Origin of the sequence: Nitrosovibrio tenuis, from assembly GCF_900109785.1 — a bacterium.
Taxonomy (GTDB): domain Bacteria; phylum Pseudomonadota; class Gammaproteobacteria; order Burkholderiales; family Nitrosomonadaceae; genus Nitrosospira; species Nitrosospira tenuis_A.
Genome location: NZ_FOBH01000009.1, coordinates 52,202 through 70,971, shown reverse-complemented (window position 1 = coordinate 70,971; position 18,770 = coordinate 52,202). Strand labels below are relative to the sequence as shown.

Genomic DNA, 18,770 nt, shown 5'->3' with positions numbered 1-18,770 from the left:
GCCCAACCTTGGGTCCCATGAAATGGGCTCGCGTTCATATCGGGCTTGCCGCTTGGTTATCACTGGCGTTATCAACTTGAGTTATCAACTGAACATTTGGGAGGGTTCAAGAACTTGTTCACGGGGTTAAACAGCAGGAATGCCTCGCGGGGAGCGGCAAGATCAGTACAAAAACTTCAATCACATCACCTTTTGCCGGTGTTTTTTCAGCTTGGTCTGAATGCGGGATTGTTTCAGCCACGACCAGTACTCGACAAATACCTTGCCCAGCAAATGATCCATTTCATGTTGAATGCATACTGCCAGCAAGCCGTCGGCCTCCAGCCTGAACGGCTTGCCGTCCTGATCCCAAGCTTTCACTGTAACGCGCTCGGCGCGGGGGACCTTACCGAACACACCGGGGACCGACAAGCAGCCTTCTTCGTAATCAGATTGACCGCTGCTCGCAACGATTTCCGGGTTGATCAGGACATTCAACTGATCATGGGTATCAGAAACGTCAATTATAATGACCCGTTTATGCACATTAACCTGAGTGGCCGCCAAGCCGATCCCGGGAGCGGCATACATTGTTTCCGCCATTTCTTGAACGAGGGAGCGGATTTCATCGTTAATTTCCGCTACCGGGGCTGCTACCGTATGCAGCCTTTCGTCCGGATATTGCAATATTTTTAACAGTGCCATAAAAGTGGCTTGTACGTTAAACTGGCTCAATGTGGGTTAAACCACATCATTACGACAAATTTGCCCCAAGCTTTGTAATGAAGCTCAGGCATTGTGTTTCGCGAGAAATGATTATTATATCCTGATTTTTTACACGACTTTTTCCATCCGCACCGCTACCTCACGCAATACCCATTCTGAGCATGCACGAGGAAAAGCCTCATTTTCATGAAAGACATATTGACAGTACGCTGCCTCGATCTCGAAAATCAAGGGCTCGGCAGTAAGCGGAGTGGTCGGACCGATTCTCGGCGCGAAGCAAAGACCGTGCTGTACGATATATTGTGAACTCGTTACAGGATAGCGAAAAGTGGCTTGCCCTCGGCTTGATTGACGGCCTCGGTGATGAATCAATACGACGGCTGCTCGCGGCTTTTGGAAGCCCCGCTGAAATTTTCTCGGCAAGCTCCACTTCGCTGGAGCGCGTGGTTAAAAAGCACGTAGCGTACAACATTACGAGAGGTGCGGACCCAGGAAAAATTTCGATAGCGCTCACATGGCTGGAAGATTCCGCAAATTCCATTGTCACGTTCGCTGATCCGGATTATCCCTCGCTGTTACTTAATATTCCGGATCCACCACCGATTCTTTATCTCAAAGGAAAGCGTGAGCTTCTGAATTCGTGCGCGCTCGCAGTTGTTGGCAGCCGCAGTGCCACGCCTGCAGGTCTTGCGAATGCCGAAGCTTTTTCTGAGGCAGCGAGTAATGCCGGGCTTTGCATTATTAGCGGAATGGCGCTCGGGGTAGACGCCGCGGCTCATCGTGGCGGCTTGCGTGGTAGCTCAGCCAGTATCGCAGTGGTGGGAACCGGGCTGGATATTGTTTATCCAGCTGTTAATCGCAAGCTTGCTCATGAACTTGCGGAAAAGGGCGCGCTTATTTCAGAGTTTTCACTGGGCACTCCCGCTCTTGGCAGCAATTTTCCGCGCCGCAACCGGATCATCAGCGGTATGAGCAGTGGCTGTCTCGTGGTGGAGGCCGCTTTGCAAAGCGGCTCTCTCATTACCGCGAGGCAGGCGTTGGAGCAGGGGAGAGACGTATTTGCCATCCCTGGCTCGATACACTCGCCGCTGTCGAAGGGATGCCACGCGCTCATCAAGCAGGGAGCAAAACTGGTGGAAAGCGCGGAGGATATCCTGGACGAGTTAGGGTATCCCGCCGTGCGGAAAGCGGCTCGCCAGGTCGATGAACCAAAGCGCGAAGAATCCTTGCTGTTCAGGCACCTCGGCCACGATGTCATCAGTATTGATTCGCTGTGCCAACGCAGTGGCTTGACGGTGGAAACGGTATCGGCGATGCTATTGGCGTTCGAGCTGGAAGGCACAGTCGCCAGTCTGCCCGGTGGATACTATCAGCGACTTCGGTAACTGCCGCTGAAATCGCATGCATCTTAATGAGGCATAGCCGGGATTGAATGGTTGCCGGACGGTTTCTAGTAGCATCCGGATCAATTTGGCCGCTGTTTTTTTTTTAAGTTCAGCAATTCTGTACGGAGTTTCATGGGTAAAACCTTAATCATTGCCGAGAAGCCGTCTGTCGCTGCGGACATTGCGCGTGCGTTGGGCGGATTCACCAAACATACGGATTACTTTGAGAGCAACCAATACGTTCTGTCGTCGGCTGTTGGTCACTTGCTTGAGCTGGCAGTGCCGGAACAATATGAAGTCAAGCGCGGGAAATGGAGCTTCTCCAATTTGCCTGTCATCCCTCCTCACTTCGATCTGAATCCCATCGAAAAAACTGAATCACGGTTGAAGCTTTTGACCAGGCTTATCAAGCGCAGGGATGTGGATGCTCTTATCAATGCTTGCGATGCCGGGCGCGAAGGGGAATTGATTTTTCATAACATCATACGTCACGCTGGAACAAAAAAGCCTGTTAAACGGCTTTGGTTGCAATCGATGACGCCTGCTTCAATACGCCAAGGGTTCACGAATTTGCTTGACGAGGGTGCTGTGCAACCACTGGCGGATGCAGCGGTAAGCCGTTCTGAAGCTGACTGGCTCGTGGGTATAAATGGCACGCGGGCCATGACGGCGTTCAACTCTCAGGAAGGCGGGTTCTATAAGACAACCGTTGGCCGGGTGCAGACCCCGACATTGGCAATTTTAATTGAGCGGGAAGATGTTATCAGGAATTTTATTTCCCGGAGCTACTGGGAAATCCATGCCACCTTTGCCGCCAACTCTGGAAAATATGATGGTCGCTGGTTCGACGAGAAGTTTTCCAAGGACAAAAAGGATGTAGAGAAAAAGGCCGAGCGGTTGTGGGACCTGGAAAATGCCGAGATTATTGGTAATAAATGCTGGAATAAGCTCGGGGTTGTCACCGAGGAAAGCAAACCGGCAACGGAGATTTGCCCACTGCTATACGATCTTACCAGTTTGCAGCGCGACGCCAACGGACGGTTTGGTTTTTCGGCGAAGACAACACTGGGGCTAGCTCAGGCATTATACGAAAAGCATAAAGTGTTGACTTATCCGCGCACTGATTCTCGTGCGCTGCCGGAAGATTATGTGGCAACGGTTAAGGATATCCTCAATTCCTTGCAAAAGACCGGCTACAGCACTTTTGCAAGACGGATTCTTCAGGCAGACTGGGTCAAACCGAACAAACGCATATTCAACAACGCAAAAATTTCTGATCATTTTGCCATTATTCCCACTTCTCTCGAGCCGAAGGGGCTGACCGAAGCCGAGGCAAAACTATATGATCTGGTAACCAAGCGCTTTTTGGCGATTTTTTACCCTCCCGCCGAATTTATGGTGACCACGCGCATTACTCGTGTCGAAGATGAGCCATTCAAAACTGAAGGTAAGGTTATGGTTAATCCGGGTTGGCAAGCCGTCTACGGCAAAGAGGCGCTAATTGACGGAGCTGGGAATGCCCCGACGCTGGTCCAGATAGATACGGGTCAGCGGGTCCTTGCGGAAGAAGTCAAGGTCATTGCCAACCAGACGCGGCCGCCAGCAAGATTAAATGAAGCGACCTTGCTGTCGGCCATGGAAAGCGCGGGTAAGCTTGTTGAAGACGAAGAGCTGCGGGAAGCGATGAGTGCCAAGGGATTGGGTACTCCCGCCACCCGTGCGTCAATTATTGAAGGCCTTATATCCGAGAATTATCTGCAGCGTGTAGGCCGGGAATTGCATCCGACCGCGAAAGCGTTTTCCCTGATTACCCTACTGAGAGGATTGAAGGTACCTGAACTCACCTCGCCGGAATTGACGGGGGACTGGGAATTCAAACTGCGCCAGATGGAGCAGAGAAAACTCCAACGCAGCCAATTCATGGAAGAAATTGCTGGCATGACCAGCCATATAGTGGAACAGGCGAAAAGCCATCGCGGCGAAACGATAAGCGGAAATTTTTCCACCCTTGAATCTCCCTGTCCTAAATGCGGCGGCGTGGTACACGAGACTTACAAAAAATTTCAGTGCCAAAACTGTGACTTCGGTTTATGGAAGATTCTTGCCGGGCGGCAATTCGAAACGGCTGAAATGGAGCAGCTGATTACTGACCGCGCGGTGGGTCCGCTACAGGGTTTTCGCAGCAAAATGGGACGGTTATTCAATGCGAACATCAAATTGACGGATGAATTTGAAATGAAGTTCGATTTCGGTGAAGGCAGTGAAGAAGATGCCGAAGAGGTTGATTTTACAGGGCAGGAATCGCTTGGACAATGTCCTCGCTGTGGCGGCGCGGTGTTTGAGCATGGGATGAATTATGCATGTGAAAAAGCCGTGGGATCGACGCGAACCTGTAATTTTAAGATAGCAAAAATAATACTTACGCGTCCGCTTGAACGGGAACAGGTTATCAAGCTATTACGCACGAAGAAAACCGATTTGCTATCAAAATTCATGTCCAAGAAGGGAAGGCCATTTTCCGCATATTTGGTAACTGGAGCGGACGGAAAAGTGGGGTTCGAGTTTGAGCCAAAAAAGGCGAAGACAAAAACAACAGAGGAACCATTTGAAGGCAAGACGCCAGAGCCAAAATCCAAGATCTCGCCACCAAAAAAATCACCATCCAGAAGACGCAATTCAGCATGACGCTCAGCACTAGGAGGGCAACGCCCAACTTGTCAGCAGTGATTCGGCACCAGCTACATTTCATATTTGAGATGCTCAACACTGCGTTTATTTATGGGGCTGCCGGTGCCTGATGCTTCTCGATATACGACACAATATCACCCACGCAGCTAAATCCTTTTGCTTCTTCACTATCGAAGCTCATCCCGAAGGCATCTTCCGCATCAAATAAAAGCTGAATCGTATCCATAGAATCAAGCCCGAGTTCTTCGAACTTTGAAGACCTGTTAATCGTTGAAGCATCCAGGTTCTCAACCTTCGTGGCAATAAACTGTATGACCTTTGCTTCAATATCTGCCGTATCCATCGTCTGGTCTCATTCCTTCATTCAAGGGTGGTGAAAAGAATACTTGCATTATTGCCCCCGAACCCAAAAGCATTACATAAGCCGACCCTGGGATTTTTCTGCTGGGCGTGGTTGGGCGTATAATCAAGATCGCACTCCGGATCAGCCTCATCAAGATTGATGGTCGGGTGTACCGTGCCGGTGTGTAGCGCCATGATGGTGGCAATGCTGCCAATGGCGGCCGACGCGCCGATAGAGTGTCCGATCATGGATTTCGTCGCGCTGATGGCAATATTTCCAGCCCGGTCCCCCAAAAGACTTTTAATAGCCCGAGTTTCAACGATATCGCCGAGAGGTGTGGAGGTTGCGTGCGCGTTGATATAATCAACGGTCTCAGGTTTCAAGCCAGCGTCTTCAAGTGCTCCCCGCATTGCTGCTACCTGGCCATTCATGTCCGGCATCACGATGTGTGCAGCGTCACATGCTTGGCCATAGCCTGCCAGCCGGGCGTACATTTTTGCCCCTCGATCCTTTGCCCGGTCTTCCCTTTCCAGGATGAGCATAGCCGCTCCTTCCGACATGACAAAGCCATCCCGGCCTTTGGCAAAGGGCCGGGATGCCCTTGCAGGACTGTCATTAGAGCTTGTCGTTAACGCGTGCAGTATCTCAAAACTGTTGATGGTCAGCGGTAATACGCAGGCCTCCGCGCCACCCGCAATAACTGCGTCGGCTCTTCCTGCCCGCAGGAGATCCAGCGCCACGCCAATAGCATTAGCTCCGGAGGAGCATGCCGTGCTGCAGGTCAAATTCACGCCTTTCAGCCGATGCTTGATCGCAATCCAGGCAGCCGCCGCATTTGCCATTATTCGCGGTACGGTAAAAGGAGGCACTGGCTGATTCCGGAACTTTCGCAAGGCGGAAGATTCGAACGTGCCGAACCCGCCCATTCCCGAACCCACGCTTACAGCCAAGCGCTGCGGTGTATAGGCATCCAGCCCTCCGGCATCTTCCAGGGCGAGACAGGTAGCCAGCAGGGCAAGTTGCGTAAATCTGTCTGTTTGCTCAATATACTTTGCGGAAAGAAAGGAGGCGGGATCAAATCCAACGACTTCCCCAGCGATTCTGGTGCGCAGACCAGACGAATCAAAGCTTGCGATATTTCGAATTCCGCTGGTTCCCTTGACAGCCGCTGCCCAAAATTCATCAGTGCCGATGCCAATCGGCGACACGACCCCCATTCCCGTGACAACTACTTGCATACACAACCAGGATTAGTAAAAAGAGATGAGAGGAAGCTCTGAAGGAATCCCCCCTGGAGTGCGCCAGTTGAAAAACCTCCGAACAGGTTTCTTCCGGAGCACGGTGTTAACAAGATCCCGGCGATCAGGCGCACGGGAGGCCCAGTTCGCGCATTGCCACTGCGAACGGCGCCAGTAAGCGGCAAGGCACCCAGCGCAGAGTGCTGCAGTAATGCTTTTCCTGCAATTTGCTTTCTCGTTTCCTTATCGTGTCTTTCAGATGGAACCCAACTCAAAATTAAAATTAAATTCAAAAGTCTTACCGTGCGTTAAATATCATGGGGAAGAAGTATCTCAAGATCCCTCCCATTATCCAAATGATGAGTATCAAGCTGGAAACCACGGCCCCTCCTTCTATAATGGCCGACAGAAGCGTTGCACCGAGACTATCAAATTCCTGGTGCCCAGCATCATTACGCCTTAGATGGCGGCGTTTTCTCACCCAATGCTGCAGCCAAAAGACAATAGGGATAAGGGCAAGAGCCATTAGCAGGTTATATTCAGGAGTTTCCATTAACGATCAACCTTTCATAATTATGGCCAGAACAAATTTCCCCAACATTTTTTCTTATTCCCTTTTTCTTGCTTCAGCGGATACCGGACTTATAGCCCCAGCGCCACCTGATGCTTAGCGGCACCGCAACAACATTGCCAAGTCCACTTGAGCCGTAAACCTATTATAATATCAACACGTCATCAGCGTGTCACGAGTTACGCACGTCGACCATTCCACCATACAGGGAATCTCTGCAGGTACACCGGAAAAAGGCATATCCTCCAGCCGAAGCGGAGTTTGCGATCCTGCCGACAGTATCTGCTCAGGATTTCAATAGCCGGCCGGTGGTTGGCGCCTTTTAACGGAACATCAACCCGACAATATGTTATGCAGCAGTTAGAGCCATCGTCAGTCGTGGTTGAAGCCGCCGAGTCCCAATCCGGAAGAGTTGTCGTACGCCCGGTCACAAATCGGCGCGAGCTGGGCGTATTTATCGATGTCCCATGGCATGTTTATGCGGATGATCCGCTGTGGGTGCCACCGTTACGTCTGGAACGGCGCTTGCACTTTTCCAAATTCAATCCTTTTTTCGAGCATGGAGAATGGCAGGCATGGGTTGCGTACCGGGATAATCGGCCGGTAGGCAGGATCAGCGCGCAAATTGATCAGTTGCACCGGGGACGCTATGGTTCCGATACCGGACATTTCGGTTTACTGGAAGCCATCGAAGATGCGGAGGTATTCAAATGGCTGGTGAACGCGGCTGAAAAATGGCTGGTTGCCCGGCATGCCAGGCAAATAAGCGGACCGTTCAATTTATCCATCAACCAGGAGTGCGGCATTCTGGTAGAGGGGTTTGATACCCCTCCGGTGGTGATGATGCCCCATTCGCGCAGTTGGTATGGACGCATGCTCGAAGAGCAAGGCTTTCGCCCGCAAAAGGATCTGCTTGCCTACTGGGTGGACGCGGACTTCGAGGCTCCCCGACTGATGAGTGCGCTCGCCGAGAGATTTTCCCGGCAGATACGGCTAAGGGCCTTGAATCGCGGCAAATTCAGCGAAGAGATCGAAGTGCTGCGCGATATATTTAACGATGCCTGGTCCGGTAACTGGGGGTTCGTTCCCTTTACCAAGGCCGAGTTTGCGGAGCTTGGAAATAGCCTCCGCCTGCTTGTACCCGATGAGGCTATTGCGATTGCCGAGGTGGATGGCATTCCGGCTGCTTTCATGGTGGGGTTACCCAATCTCAACGAGATTTTTTCCGAGCTTGACGGAAAGCTGTTCCCATTTGGCTGGGCCCGGCTGATCAAGCACCTTAGATCCAGGAAAGTTCATACTGCCCGAATCCCTCTGATGGGAGTGCGCAGGCAATTCCAGAATACGCCCCTCGGGGCGGCGCTGGCGTTCATGGCGATCGACGCGTTGAGAAAAACGGGGAGAGACTGGGGCATTCGAGCGGTTGAATTATCGTGGATTCTTGAGGATAACAAACCCATGCGCAGAATGCTTGATAGCATAGGCTGCAGAGAGTATAAGCGTTACCGCATTTACGGAAAAACGCTGTAGCCGGGCCCATCCGGCAGGCAACCTGGTAACCACCAATGAGCGAAAAAGATCAGTTTACCGCTATCGTCCTTGCGGCGGATCGCACGGCACACGACCCCATCGCAAGTAAGACAGGGGTGGCCTGTAAGGCAATTGCACCGGTCGGCGGCACGCCCATGATTATTCGCGTCCTCGATGCGCTGGAAGCCAGCGGTATGGTGCGCAAAATTGTAGTATGCGGTCCACCCAAGCACGTGCTTTCCGATTGTCCAGAGCTGGAAAAGCGCATCGAAAGCGGACGGATCATTTGGATCCCCAATCTAGATTCGCCTAGCCGCAGCGCGAACAGCGCCCTGAGCGGAATTGATCGGGATGCGCCTGTATTATTGACGACGGCCGATCATGCACTATTGACGCCTTCGATAGTGCAGTATTTTTTAAGCAAATCGCAAACGTCGGAAGCCGACGCTACGGTTGGGGTGGTCAAACATGAAGATGTAATGGCTGCGTTTCCGGGCACAAAGCGAACCGTAATACGGCTGCGAGATGGGGGCTTCTGTGGTTGCAACCTCTACGCTTTTCTCAATCACCGCGGCCGCGGCCTTGTTTCGTTCTGGCAGCGAGCGGAGGATTTGCGCAAGCGCCCATGGTTATTGATTGCGCAAGTGTTTAATCCTCTGGTGGTTCTTTTATATTTGCTCGGATTGTTGACAATCGACCGGGGATTGAAGGCGGTCTCGGCCAAAACTGGCATCAAAGTTCGGCCAGTGTTTCTGCCTTATCCGCAAGCAGGTGTGGACGTTGATAAAGTTGAAGATTTATTGCTTGTGGAATCCGTGCTGAGCGCTACCCCATCTATTACCGGAGAGTGAACCGGACTCTCGGATTCATCCGATAACCATCAATCCCGGTTTCACGCAGCGGCAGAAAATCCTTGAAAATAATAGAACGATATATTGCAACGGAATTGTTGATGCCGTTTACAGTGGTGGTCACCATCCTGGCGGTATTATATTCAAGCTTCATCAGCGCCAGTCTTCTGTCTGGGGCGGTGACGGAGTCGCTTGGCATCGCCGCTACGCTGAAGCTCATACTGCTGAAAACGACAATCGCCTTGGATGTGCTGATGTCGATTTCGCTATACGTAGCGGTCGTCATGGGACTCAGCCGGATGAACAAGGATCAGGAAATAAGTGTTTTGCGTTCCGCCGGCGTGAGCGACCACCGCATAACCTTTGTGGTATTGGTGGTTGCCATTCCTATAGGAATCGTCAGCGGCGTGCTTTCTATCTTCATTCGCCCATGGGCCTATGAAGAGAGTTATACGCTGAATGCTCAGGCGGAGGCTGAACTAAATACCGATCGATTCCAGGCAGGACGATTCTATGGAAGTGAGCGCAAAGGCAGAGTGGTTTATATTCAGACCAAAGACGCTTCCGGTAAGCAGATGGAGAACGTATTTCATTACACTAACAAGAACGGCGTCAGCGAGATCATCCTGGCCAAAGAGGCTCGCCAGCAGGAACTGGCAGCCGGCCAGCGACCCCAGATACATCTCACGGACGGCTTCATTTATCGGCTCATGCATTCGGGAGCAAAAGATACTGTTGCTCAATTTGAAAAACTGGTTTATTTCACCGATAGCGGTAACGTACAAAATTTCAGACGGCGAGCGGCACCCATTGGAGTCTTAATGCAATCCGATAAGCCGCGCGATATTGCTGAATTACAATGGCGGTTTTCCCGCCCCATCGCTACAGTCCTGCTTGCTTTGATTGCCGTGCCGTTCAGCCGCTCCCCGCCTCGCAAGGATAAAGGTGAGAGGACAATATTTGCTGCAGCACTGGTTTTCGCTATCTACTATATTCTGAGCGGATTAGCTCAAACATGGGTAGAGCAGGGAACGATAGGCAGGGTTCCGGGCGTCTGGTGGCTCTATATTCTTATGTTTGTTGCAGCCCTGGCCTCCTTGTCATCTGCTTTCCGGCAGAAGCGAGTTGTGCGTCGATGACGACAATTAGTCGCTATCTGGCCGTACAGGTAATTATAGGTCTTGCAATCGCTACGGCCATATTATTGCCTTTATTCAGCTTTCTTGACTTGCTGGATCAGCTCCACGATGTGGGGAAGGGCACTTATGCCGTTAAAGACGCGTTTCTGAGCACCGCGTTGCTGCTGCCGAGAAGATTTATCCAGCTTGCACCTTTTGTTGCGTTGCTGGGGAATGTCATCGCGTTGGGGCGGCTGGCTGTCGGGTCAGAATTAACGGTAATGCGAGCGGCAGGCGTGTCGCCCGTTCGTATTAGTCTTATTCCTATCGCAGTAGGGTTAATCCTATTAGTTTTTAATCTCATACTGGATCAGTTTGTCGCTGCCCAGCTCCAGCAGCAGGCTATTTCAACCCGGGCCGCCGCGCTCGAAAAGAGTGCAGAACTTGGGAAGGGCCTGGGGATCTGGACTCGTGATGAACGGAATATATTGCGTATTGGGGAGATGCTGCACGCGGGCAAGGCGGCGGATATCGAGGTGATGCATTTCGACGACAATGGTTTTTTGCAAACATACATTCACGCTAAATATGCTGATTTCATCGATGGCGATCTGTGGGAGCTAAGCGATGTCACGACCAAGACATTCACGGGAAACCGGATAGAATCCGTAAACACAAACTCGATGAAGTGGAAATCATTCCTCAATCCGGACGACATTTCGACTTTAACCAAGCCACCGGAGAGCCTGACGCCGATCGAGTTATTTCAGCACGTTCGGTTTTTACGCGCCACGGGTCAGGAAGCGGACGCCTATGCACTCGCCTTGTGGCGCAAGGCGGGGGGAGCATTGACTACAATTGCGATGTTATTATTTTCGATACCCTTCGTTTTTGGGTCAGTACGAACAGGGCTTGCCAACAGACTGATTCTTGCCTCCATGCTTGGCATGAGCGTCTATTTGCTCGATCAAATTATTGCGAACGCTGGTTTGCTGCTGCGTTTGAATCCGGCTCTCATCGCACTTTTCCCAGGGTTGATGCTGATTTTACTTGCGAGCCTCTGGCTTAGGCGGATTTTTTAGCTCCTCCCAACTTTTTCTGGAAAGTGAAAAGCCCATAGCCCGCCAGATGGTAATTATCTGTAACGTGGCAGATAAGAGCGGGACAGTATATAGCCTGAGTTCGCGGATGACGGGGCCACTGCCGGTGGAACGGTATGACTTCTACCTCAATCTCTATCGAACAAGCGGCCATAACCCTACATCCGGCAATTGCCCCCTTTTTTTAATTTAGCGAATCCATCGTAAATGCCACCGACCACTTATGTTTTTATCATCGGCGATAGCGAAACGAACATCTGGGGCTTGAGCGGGCGCGAGCGTCTGCAACGGATGCTAGAGCCGTTCAAGCAAACCAGGCTGACCGACGACCCCGGGGAGATTCCTGTGCAGTGTCCCGCGCTGCTGTTACGGGCGGATCATCTGTTTGATGCCAGCGTATTGGAAGCATTGATCAACGCGCAAACGAGCTTCATCCTGATCACTGACAGCCGTCAGCCGGTTGCTCTACGGATTGCCGAAGGCAATGTGCAGCACGTGCTGGCAGACTTCATAGCGGGCGGAAGAGGACAGGCTTGCGCTGACTTACCTTGTCATTCCCTCAGAGATTTGAATTTGTTGGGCCTCCGGCAGAACCTTAAGAAAAGAGACCTCCCCTACATATTGCCGATCAGTAGTAAAACCCGCGAAACGCTCGAATCAGAATTATTTGCCCGATCATACAAAGGTGTGACCGATCTTGTGACGAAATGGCTCTGGCCTGTCCCGGCATTCTGGGCTGCGCGTTTTTGCGTGCGCTTCGGATTACGGCCGAATCATGTCACACTGCTCAGTCTTTTATTTGCCGTTCTGGCCGGAATCGCCTTCTGGTATGGCCACTACGGTATAGGTCTGCTGATGGGATGGCTGATGACCTTCCTCGACACCGTCGACGGAAAACTGGCGAGGGTAACGGTTACGTCAAGCCGTATTGGAGATGTGCTTGATCACGGTCTGGATATTATTCATCCACCACTCTGGTATATTGCCTGGGGGGTCGGCCTGCCAGCAGGGTTAACGGCGACACCTGATTTGCCGGTACTGATCGTGCTTATACTTGTCGGATATATTGGTGGCCGATTATGTGAAGGCGCATTTCAATTCTGGCTGGCATCATTTGATATCTTCATCTGGCGTCCTATTGATTCTTTTAACCGGCTCATCACTGCCCGGCGCAATCCCAACCTGATCCTGCTGACAAGTGGCTGGCTTATAGGCAGGCCGGACATCGGGCTCGGGTCCGTCGTGGTCTGGCATCTGCTTTCAACCGTTTTTCTGGCTGGGCGGGTACTGATGGGCTGGCAAGCACGGCGGTCCGGCGGACCGTTACACTCGTGGTTTGAGGAGATCGTTCCTGGCCGCGACGATGGGAAATTGGCTGTTCGTATTTTTGTTCCTCTAATGATTACGACAAATGGCAGAGAAGTCACGGATAGATAGACTGGGTTCCGGAACAGCTTCAATCGGCTTGCTTTTCAATCCGCTTAGCGGACGTATTCGCAAGCGCAAGGAGTCAGTAAGGCAAGCGCTGTCCGGAATACCGGGTGCCACCTGCAGGGAAGTAACGAATGCGCTTGAGATTAACGCTTCGGTTGATGCCTTCATCGGTGCCGGTATTGATTTGTTGGTCGTTGTTGGCGGAGACGGTACGGTTCAAGGAGTATTGTGTCATTTATTCGCAACGCATCCACGCGCCGAGTGGCCGTTGCTGGCAGTCGTGCCGGGCGGTACCACCAACATGACAGCGCTCGACCTGGGTGTTTGTGGCAGCCCCGAATCCATCCTGCAGCAATTGAAGGATTTTTTAATGAAGGAGACCCCGCCCATACTATTGCAGCGCCATGTACTGTGCATCGAACAAGCCGGGGCAGCAAAAGTTTATGGAATGTTCTTCGGCGTGGGGCTTATTGCCCGAGCGGTGATATTCTCGCAGAGCAGGATCAAGCAGCTGGGTATTACCGGGGAAATTTATTCAGCCATCATTACACTTGGCTACTTGGCCGGTGTGCTTCTGGGGCGTCGTAGCGGGGCATGGGCGCCGGTCCAAATGTCCATCATTGAAAGAAATATCGAGCTTCACCGAGGGTCATTCGCATTTCTTTTCGCCAGTACCCTCGATCGGCTGCTGTTTGGCATGCGGCCGTACTGGGGGCAGGAGCCGGAGCCGTTGCACGTAACTTTTATCCGGGAGCAGCGCAAGCGTCCTCTGCGCTCGTTAATGCAGCTACTTTTCGGCCGCCGGGGCGCCCTCGAGGAGAAAAACGGTTATCACAGTTGCAATAAGCAGGTATTGGAGTTGCTGATAGACGACGACTATATCGTCGATGGCGAATCCTATCGCGCAGCGAGCCAAAGTGGACCATTGCGGATTACCCCGGCCGGTCCGGTTACCTTTCTGGTTGCGGCTCGCGCAAACGCAGGCTCATAACATGCCGAGGACCCTACCGACAGACGAGCAGCAACTTCCGGATGATCTCATCTCGGAAATGGCTTCGTTGAGTTCCAAGGCCGTATCGGGAGACTTTCTTATCCTGACTGAAGCATTGAAATCACGGTTCGGGTCGTCACTGGAGGCGGTTCTGCTTTATGGGTCCTGCCTGCGTTCCCATGAGATCGGTGATGGGGTCGCAGATTTTTATGTTGTGGTGAACAGCTACAGTGATGCCTATCCTGAACGCTATCTACGTTATTTCAACGCATGGCTACCGCCGAACGTCTTCTACCTGGAAGTGGCTAACGGTGAAAGGAAATTCCGGGCCAAGTATGCAGTCGTCTCAATGGCGGATTTCGAGCGTGGAACGCGGTATTGGTTTCACCCTTATCTATGGGCTCGCTTTGCTCAACCCTCCCGTTTATTATATGCCCGTGATGAAGCCAGCCGCAGGCGTATTCATCAAGCTCTGGCTCATGCTGTGGTGAAGTTCCTCAAATCCAGCCTTCCTGTGCTCGGCTCATCCATAGCCGATGCCGAAGTAATCTGGATCAATGGATTGACGCAGACCTACGGCGCGGAATTGCGGCCGGAGCGCGCCACGCGCGCGCGCCAGTTGGTGCAGATCAATCTGGAGGATTATGCATTGCTCACCCGGTGCGCTGCGCCCGCGTTAGCGGGAACGCTGGAGATACTGGCAGGCGGAAATTATCGATGCGTGACAGATACGGTGAAGCGCCAACATTCACTTTTGCATTGGCGGTTGCGCCGCTGGCAGGGAAAAATTCTATCCGTGCTTCGTCTTACAAAGGCGGCGTTTACCTTTAACGACAGCATTAATTATGCGGCGTGGAAGATCGAGCGTCATACCGGTGTTCGCGTTGAGGTAACGCCAATGCTGCGGCGCCACCCCGTCCTCTGGGGTCTGAAGGTATCCTGGAGACTGTTGCGGCGTGGCGTGCTGCGCTAGTTGCCCAGCGCTCAAACGCCAAGTCAGGTATTGAAACTGAAGTGATCTCCGTATGAGCGGGCCATTCGTCCAGGCACATCATTGGCATTTCTCTGCGTCCAGATCCCTGCATGGTGTGCCTTCGCTTGATTTGAGGATCAGATCGCACACTTCTCGGACAGCGCCATGACCGCCTGAGCACTCACAAACGTAATGGGCTTGACGCAGAATTTCAGGAACGGCGTCCGCAGGACAAAAAGCTGTACCTACATGACTTAAACATTCCAGATCGCTGAGATCGTCGCCGATATATGCGATATTTAGCAGGGAGATGCCCCAGCGTTGCGCCAACTCCAGGAGAAGGGGAAATTTATTACGTATGCCTGGGTAATATTCATCAATATGCAGCTTTCTCATCCTGGCTGCAACGGCGGGACTATCCTCAGTGCTGATAATGCAAACGCTGACCCCCTTTTCACGCAGTAGCTGTAAGCCATGGGCATCACGTGTATTAAACTTCTTCAGTGCCTCGCCAGCAGGTCCGTAGTACATGCCCGCATCGGTCAGCGTGCCGTCCACGTCAAGTACCAACGCTTTAACCTGCGAAGCACGGGCGGTGGCCGATATCAGCTTCTGTTTTGCCAAAAGTCGCTCGACAACACTCCAGCCTGCTTCATCGCCTATATCAATTGCGGTCTCAGCGGCCATTTCGTGGATGCCAATGCGGCCACCCAAATGGCAGCCGTGATCTTTGAGCCACTTCGCCCGGGTCAGGTAGAAGGCGCCATTTTCCACCGCATAGCCTTTGCGATTTTGCGATGCAGAGCGTTTCATGGGGTCATGATCAACTGGTGTACCTGTCCGCGTCCAAAAAAAACGTTTTGACTGCACGGCAGTCAGAAGCGAATCCAGATCTTCCGCAAGAAATTGATGCTTCGCGGCGCGAAAATCTTCCGCGCGGGTGAGAGGCGAGGTTGCCTGGATCAGGCACACGACATCGAAAGCGGCATGCTGCTGAAACTCAAACAGGGCACTGTCTATATCCCCGGTACCGGCACCGGTCGCATCGGAATAATCAAGAACCTCAACCCTCTTATTTGCCAACAAAGATTCATCTGATAGTTTTTGGCGAATTTCCGGTGAAGCAGTAGTGATATAGATTGTATCGAAACACTCGGCCGCGAGGGCCTGTTCCAGGGTCCAGGCGAATAACGGCCGTCCCGCCATGTTGCGCGCGCTATTTCCAGGAGGTGATTCGGAATTTCCACGCAGAGGCATCAAAGCTACCCAGCGCATCAGTTGAAGTGTACCCCTTGCACGCGTTTGAGTTTGTCGCGCTGCGCAAGCTCAATTTCCGTCATTTCACCTTCCTTGAACTTCAATGTCTTGCAGACATTGCGAACGTCTCGTACCAGCCTGCGCAACCCATCCGGTTCCAGCGAGGCGGCATGGTCGGTTCCCTTCCAGGTACGGTCCAATGTGAAATGGCGTTCAATCCAGGAAGCGCCCAAAACGACAGTTGCAATATCAATGGCAATGCCGAGATGATGACCTGAAAACCCAATCTCCTTGACGCGCGAGCCGAACTTCTCACTGAGCGACTGTATCTCGAGCAGGCAGACCTGGTCGAAAGGAACGGGATACCCGGATGTACACGCGTATAGCACAACCCGATTAGCGGCGTCGCATTCCTCCAGCAACTGCACGATATGCTCCTGCTCAGCGGGAGTGGTCATGCCCACGGATATGTGAATGTCTCCATCATAATGAGTGGCCAGATACTGCAGCATGGGAAAATTGAGATTGCACGCTGAGGGGATCTTGATGAATTCGGGATTGAGGCTGGCAATTTCTTTTGCTGAGGTAAGATCCCAGACCGATGTCGAATAGCCGATCCCAAACTCCTGGCACCATTGTTGTAATTGTTGATGCTGGTCTATGTCAAATTCGAGAAATTCACGATGAGCGCCATAGCTTTCACCATAACTGTTTTGAGGGTTTGGATGGCGTGCGTTGTACTCTCCAGGGGTGAGCAATTCCTTATTCGAACGCTTTTGAAACTTTACGAAATCGCATTTTGCAAATGTGGCCGCGATTCCTATCATTTCTCGCGCAATCTCAATGTCCCCTTTATGATTACAGCCTATTTCAGCAATGACTTTTGGTGTCTTCATAAACAAATTTGCGATTAATCCTTTGGTTTTAAATAAAAAAATATATTAATCTGAGCCCGATTTTTGCAGGCGCGCCACTATATCATACAGATGCGGGAAGTTTTTTGAAAAGAAAGATCGTGAGAAGCGGGGCATCCATTAACAATTAACCATGGAGCCTGAACAGATGTTTCGAGTGTTGTTGGACCCGGATGGTGCGGAAACGATTCAATAAACGGCCGAAACGTGCGATTTTCTGCTCAATCTCCGCAATTGAGATTCCGGGAAAGCGATGGTCATGGTAGGAAAGCCTGTTGGGGCCGGGGCGGCGCATGTTCAGGTTTGTGACCGAAGCCTTTAGCTTGGCAAGCGCCCAACCCCGCACATATGTTCCGACCGGGGATGCGGGCGGCTGCTTTTCACCATAGCCGCTGTCCTCAAGGATATCGACGATGCGCTCGGAGGCCAAACGCCCATTTTGAGCTGCCAGGTAATAATCGATGAGCGTTTTGCGCTCCTCACCCCCCGCCATTCCCAGTTCACCATTAAGAATCCCAGCCAAAGTCGTTTGCAGTTCTTCAAAACTGAACGACTGATAGCTTAGCTTGGTGGGCAAGCCTTGAAAGTCATAGTCATAGTATTCATTAAATGTGGAAAGGTAAGAAATGGCGGGCACCCCGAGTGCATAGGCCTCCAATCCCGTCGTGCAACCATTGTGCACCATTGTTTTTGCAGCCAGAAGCCAGGGAATCACGTTCCCTTCGTTGCTGACTTTTACTCGCTGGCATTTCGCAGCGATGTCATTGTACACCTTGAAGTTTTCGCTTGGATGCGGCCGGACCACGATTGTCAGATGGGGAAAAGCCTGTTCGAGGGCCGGAATGAGCCGCTTGAAGTCTTCCAGTATTGCTTGTTTATGCTCCCACAGTCCTTCGGCGAACTCGCGGCTCATTCCAATCCCGGCTTGGCCGCGCCGGGATTTCTTCTGCCCGTCTTTCGATGGCACGAACAAGCCAATATTGGGAATGAAGGGATTTACATCAGTAAAATTAGTATTAATGAGGATGAAATCCCCATAAAGATTACGGAGCTTTTCCACCTCTGTATCAAAGTAGGGGCGCATTTCAGGCCGCAATATATCCCCCCGCGGATTTCCGGTAATATGGATGGGCATGTTTGCAGGCAGCTGCGGGTATTGCTGGAGTAAATCGACATTTTCCTGACCCCAGGCAAATACATGGGATACATTACTGATCGTCGTCGGAGACAGCCGCAGGGTGAAATAGGTTTCGGCTGGCGGATGAACCAGCGCCTCTTCTTCCCATGCGACAATCTCGTGGCCGAGCATACGCAAAATCCTGAACATCGAGTTGCTCAGGCTGCGCATGCTTTTCGCAAGATACACACCACGCGGAAGCGATGCCACCTCGAAATGAACGAACGCACGTGAACCGATAATAACCGGAAAGCCGCGTTCCGCCGCTACACAGGACAGCAGGAGTTTCGCGTCCAGCTCGCGAACCTGATTTTCAACCGGAATAATGAGGGTTGAGGCGGAATTTCTCATACATTTTTCAGAACTTCAATTTAGCAATGTAGGAATTGCTATCCCAGGAATTGCTTATTGCTATCTCCATCGCACTGCGTAGGCGCAAGATGACGATTCAAACCAATAGACGAAAACGTTGGGGTTCCGCCGCGGTCACATGGG

The 18,770-nt window shown here is 51.9% G+C and carries 15 protein-coding genes; 9 read left to right on the top strand and 6 right to left on the bottom strand.

Annotated features, from left to right (window positions below; genetic code table 11):
- Positions 1-180: 180 nt before the first annotated feature.
- The gene (gene def, locus BMX00_RS11070) at positions 181-684 is read right to left on the bottom strand and encodes a peptide deformylase (protein ID WP_090829114.1); all 504 of its coding nucleotides are present in this window, start codon (positions 682-684) and stop codon (positions 181-183) included.
- Positions 685-1,007: 323 nt separating this feature from the next.
- Here def and dprA point away from each other — a divergent pair, with 323 nt between their 5' ends.
- Together dprA and BMX00_RS11060 are read left to right on the top strand one after the other, a co-directional pair.
- The gene (gene dprA / locus BMX00_RS11065) at positions 1,008-2,090 is read left to right on the top strand and encodes a DNA-processing protein DprA (RefSeq protein WP_090829080.1); all 1,083 of its coding nucleotides are present in this window, start codon (positions 1,008-1,010) and stop codon (positions 2,088-2,090) included.
- A gap of 132 nt (positions 2,091-2,222) precedes the next feature.
- Complete coding sequence (locus BMX00_RS11060; protein WP_090829079.1) at positions 2,223-4,775, top strand: DNA topoisomerase III; 2,553 nt, start codon at positions 2,223-2,225, stop codon at positions 4,773-4,775.
- A 91-nt stretch (positions 4,776-4,866) separates the two neighbouring features.
- On the opposite strand, the gene BMX00_RS11055 is transcribed toward BMX00_RS11060, so the two are convergent.
- Positions 4,867-5,121 carry an acyl carrier protein gene (locus BMX00_RS11055; protein ID WP_090829078.1) on the bottom strand — a complete coding sequence of 85 codons (255 nt, stop codon included), beginning with the start codon at positions 5,119-5,121 and terminating at the stop codon, positions 4,867-4,869.
- A gap of 17 nt (positions 5,122-5,138) precedes the next feature.
- Entirely contained in the window at positions 5,139-6,359 is a 1,221-nt protein-coding gene (gene fabF / locus BMX00_RS11050; protein ID WP_090829077.1) for a beta-ketoacyl-ACP synthase II, read from the bottom strand.
- A gap of 922 nt (positions 6,360-7,281) precedes the next feature.
- Here fabF and BMX00_RS11040 point away from each other — a divergent pair.
- The 7 genes from BMX00_RS11040 (at position 7,282) to BMX00_RS14895 (ending at position 14,927) form a co-directional block, all read left to right on the top strand.
- Positions 7,282-8,460 (top strand): N-acetyltransferase, encoded by a 1,179-nt coding sequence (locus BMX00_RS11040; RefSeq protein WP_177171848.1) that lies wholly within the window; start codon positions 7,282-7,284, stop codon positions 8,458-8,460.
- A gap of 35 nt (positions 8,461-8,495) precedes the next feature.
- Entirely contained in the window at positions 8,496-9,311 is an 816-nt protein-coding gene (locus BMX00_RS11035; RefSeq protein WP_090829075.1) for a nucleotidyltransferase family protein, read from the top strand.
- Positions 9,312-9,373: 62 nt separating this feature from the next.
- Positions 9,374-10,450 (top strand): LPS export ABC transporter permease LptF, encoded by a 1,077-nt coding sequence (gene lptF, locus BMX00_RS11030; RefSeq protein ID WP_090829074.1) that lies wholly within the window; start codon positions 9,374-9,376, stop codon positions 10,448-10,450.
- The gene (lptG, locus tag BMX00_RS11025; protein ID WP_090829073.1) at positions 10,447-11,511 is read left to right on the top strand and encodes an LPS export ABC transporter permease LptG; all 1,065 of its coding nucleotides are present in this window, start codon (positions 10,447-10,449) and stop codon (positions 11,509-11,511) included. Before lptF ends, lptG begins: the two co-directional genes overlap by 4 nt.
- 225 nt (positions 11,512-11,736) lie before the next feature.
- On the top strand, positions 11,737-12,966 hold the full coding sequence (locus BMX00_RS11020) for a CDP-alcohol phosphatidyltransferase family protein (protein WP_090829072.1): 1,230 nt from the start codon (positions 11,737-11,739) through the stop codon (positions 12,964-12,966).
- The gene (locus tag BMX00_RS14900; RefSeq protein WP_245728019.1) at positions 12,941-13,954 is read left to right on the top strand and encodes a diacylglycerol/lipid kinase family protein; all 1,014 of its coding nucleotides are present in this window, start codon (positions 12,941-12,943) and stop codon (positions 13,952-13,954) included. Before BMX00_RS11020 ends, BMX00_RS14900 begins: the two co-directional genes overlap by 26 nt.
- Position 13,955: 1 nt before the next feature.
- Complete coding sequence (locus tag BMX00_RS14895; protein ID WP_245728018.1) at positions 13,956-14,927, top strand: hypothetical protein; 972 nt, start codon at positions 13,956-13,958, stop codon at positions 14,925-14,927.
- Positions 14,928-15,005: 78 nt separating this feature from the next.
- On the opposite strand, the gene BMX00_RS11010 is transcribed toward BMX00_RS14895, so the two are convergent.
- From BMX00_RS11010 to BMX00_RS11000, 3 genes are all read right to left on the bottom strand, one after another.
- Positions 15,006-16,202, bottom strand: coding sequence for an N-acylneuraminate cytidylyltransferase (locus tag BMX00_RS11010; protein ID WP_090829071.1), 1,197 nt, complete (start codon positions 16,200-16,202; stop codon positions 15,006-15,008).
- Entirely contained in the window at positions 16,202-17,080 is an 879-nt protein-coding gene (locus BMX00_RS11005) for an N-acetylneuraminate synthase family protein (RefSeq protein ID WP_090829070.1), read from the bottom strand. The genes BMX00_RS11010 and BMX00_RS11005 overlap by 1 nt, the downstream gene beginning before the upstream one ends.
- Positions 17,081-17,225: 145 nt before the next feature.
- Positions 17,226-18,626, bottom strand: a complete 1,401-nt coding sequence (locus BMX00_RS11000; protein ID WP_090829069.1) for a surface carbohydrate biosynthesis protein — start codon at positions 18,624-18,626, stop codon at positions 17,226-17,228.
- Positions 18,627-18,770 lie beyond the last annotated feature (144 nt).